Consider the following 3,168-nt stretch of genomic DNA (forward strand, 5'->3'; position numbering starts at 1 on the left):
CCAGGTCGTAGGAGTAGGTATGGATCGCACCGGTCTTGCTATCAGGCGCCGAGGCTAGGTTGCCGTCGTTGTCGTAGCTGTAGGTCGCTTCGTAACCAGCGCTGTCGCCCTTGGCGATCACGTCGCCGAAGGCGTCGTACTTTTGCTGGGTGTAACTGTCATCGGTGCTGACGCCACTGCGCTGCACGGCAGTACTCAACCGCTGGTTGTCGGCGTCGTAGGTGTTCGTCGTCGTCACCACCGTGCTGCCACTCACCGTGTAGCTTTGCGTGAGCACGTTGCCATTGGCATCGTAGGTGGTGGAATGCAACGCGGCGCCGTTAAGGTCGAACTGCCCCACCATGCGATTCAGCTTGTCGAAATACGACCAGCGCTGCAGCGATTGGCCGCCGGCCGAGACGTTGACACTCAGTGCATTGCCTTGCGCGTCGTACACATACGTGGTGACTGGACTGACGCTGGTGTACAGCGCAGTGTTCGTCAGGTCGGTGACTGGCGGACCTTCCAGGATCGATTGCCAGTTGCTCACCAGCGCTTGGCGTGCCGGTGCGGTGACCGTCAGCACGCGCCCCATGGCATCGTAGGTCGTCGTGGTGGTATTGCCGTTGACGGTCTGGCTGGTGACCTGGTTCTCGCCGTTGTAGCTGTAGCTGGTCACGCTACTGGCGGCGGTATAGCCCACGCTGCCGTTGAGCTGACCCAGCGTACCGCCACCATAGGTGTAGCTACCGGCTTGCGCTTCGCTCGCCACACGCCCGATCGCGTCGTAGGTCGTGGTGGTGATACGGTCGGCGCCGCTGGTGGTCGTCGCGGCGCCAGGCAGACCCGGCAGGGTGCTGGTTGTGGCACCGCTGGTGCCGATGGCCTGCGCGTATTGCGTGCGGCTGGTTACCTGGCCAAAGGCGTTGTACGCGGTGGTCGTGACATAGCCCTGAGGACTGGTATAGCTGCCGGTCGGCGTCACCACCATCACCGCACGATTCAGGGCGTCGTAATAGGTGTAGGTGGTGGCCCAGACGGCCGGCGTGGTGGTCGTCCCCGAGGTAAGCGCTCCCTGAATGAGCTGCGATGTACTGGTCAGATTGCCGTAGGCATCGTAGGTGTAGGTCGTGGTGGGGGAGCCGGTGGCACCGCTTCCTCCTAGCGCCCCCATTGCCAAGCAGTAGCTAATCGACGGCAGCACCACCTGCGTCTTCTGATTGAGCTGGTCGTAGGTCGTGGTAATCGTGCGATCGCTGCTCGACGTCACCAGTCCCTGCCCCACCTGGCTCAGGCTCAGCGGCTGGCCGGCACTCCAGCCGGTGATCGCGCTGGTGTTGAGCGCGGTGGCGTACTGCGTGGTGGTCAGCACATTGCCGTACGCATCGTACGTGTGCGCCGTGATGTAGCCATTGCCGTCGATGGCATAGGCCAGCTTGCCATCGTTGTAGACGCGATAGCTGACGTTGCCGTTGGCGTCCTTGCTCACGGCCAGCTGGCCCAGCGCGTTATAGGTGGTGGTCGTGACGTGATTGAGTGCATCGGTCACCTGCACCTGGTGGCCTATCGCATCGTACGCGTAGCTCGTGGTGCTGACCGTGGTGATCGCACTCGCGCTCGTGCCGTAGCCTTGGGCGGTGCTGGTCACACCGCCAAACGCGTCATACGTGTTCGTGGTGTAGAGGTACTGGCTGGCGGCGGTCTGGAACGCGCCATTGGTGGTGCTGTAGCTGCCCACCGTGACGGGCGGACTTTGCGTCTGGATCAGCCGGCCGGCGCTGTCGTAGGTATAGGTCCAGGTGGCGCCATCGCGGTTGGTGACGCTGGCCTTCTGTCCGAGCGCGTTGTAGCCGTATGTGGCGTTGGTGCCCAGCGCATCACCGGTGGCCGTGATGTCGCCGCGCGAGTCGTACGTGGTGGTGCTGAGGCGTGCACCACCGGTGCCGGCGGCACTGACGGCGGCCGCGATCGTGCTGGCATTGATCGTGCCCGGCAGCGCGATCGGGTTGGCGTATTGCTGGGTTTCGATCAGGCGACCGGCACCGTCGTAGCTGTTCTGGGTCACGTTGCCCAACGCATCGATGGCGTACAGCGCGCGATGGTCGGCATCGTAGACGGTCGTGGTGACGTGCTTGGCGGTGAAGCTCGCCACCGCCGTGGCCACGCTGGCCGTGGTGAGCTGGGCACTCAGCGATGATGTGGTGCTCAAGCTCAGCGCGTTGCCGTAGACGGTCTGGCTGGTGAGGTTGCCATTGGCGTCGTAGGCATACGCCGTGACCTGACCGACGCTGCCGCCGTTGTTCTGCTGCACCGTGAAGGCGCGACGACCGGCGCCGTCGTACAACGACAACGTCGCCTCGGCCGTCGCATCCGTATTGCCGTTGCTGCTGATCAGGCCCGCCATCAAGGGTTGTGCGGTGCCCGCGGCCAGCGGCCCCCATGCGTTCTGGGTGCTGATGCTCGACCCGCTGAGGGCATTGGCGTAAGCCAGGGTTTCGGTCACCCGGCCGGCCGCGTCATAGCGGGTTTCGGTGACATAGCCGACGGGGTCCATCGTGTAGCGCAATCGGCCGGCTGCGTCATAGATCTGGTAGCTCACCTGATCGCTGCCACTGGTGGTGACGAGGCTGGCGATCTGCAACGGCGTCGGCGCGGTGCCGAGGGTGGCCAACTGGGCCGCGGTCAGCGGCGTGGCGTCGGCACGCGTGGCCGCGACGCGACCATCGGCGTCGTAGAAGGCTTGCGTCACTGCACCGGCGGCATTGACCGTTAATTGCACACGACCCGCGTTGTCATAGCTGGTGTAGGTGGTGCGATCGTTGGCGCTGGTCGTGATCAGCGCCGCGATCTGCGCGACCGTGGGCGTGCTGCCGAGGCCGCTGAGCTGCGCGCTGGTCAAGACGGTGGCGTAGGCGATGGTCTTCGTCACACGGCCGGCGGCGTCGTACATCGTCTGGGTGACATCGCCGGCGCCATCGATCGCGTACACCGCCTGACCGTCGGCGTTGTAGGCCGTGGTGGTGACGAGGTCGCTGCTGCTGGTGGTCAGCACCGCGGCCACGGCGGCGGCCGTGGCCACCGGGTTGAAGCTGGTGAGCGTCCATGCGTTGACCGACGGCCGGTTGGCGTACACGCGTGTCTGGGTCACCTGCCCCGCCGCGTTATAGACGTACTGCGTGGCGTTGAGGC

The 3,168-nt window shown here is 64.8% G+C and carries 1 protein-coding gene; it reads right to left on the reverse strand.

The features are described 5' to 3' along the window. Window positions 1-3,168 (reverse strand): RHS repeat domain-containing protein (locus QQJ96_RS23515; protein ID WP_486599113.1); only part of this gene is annotated, 3,168 nt, incomplete at both ends.

The sequence above is a fragment of the Dyella flagellata genome, from assembly GCF_030160275.1.
In the GTDB taxonomy this organism is placed as follows: Bacteria; Pseudomonadota; Gammaproteobacteria; order Xanthomonadales; family Rhodanobacteraceae; genus Dyella_B; species Dyella_B flagellata.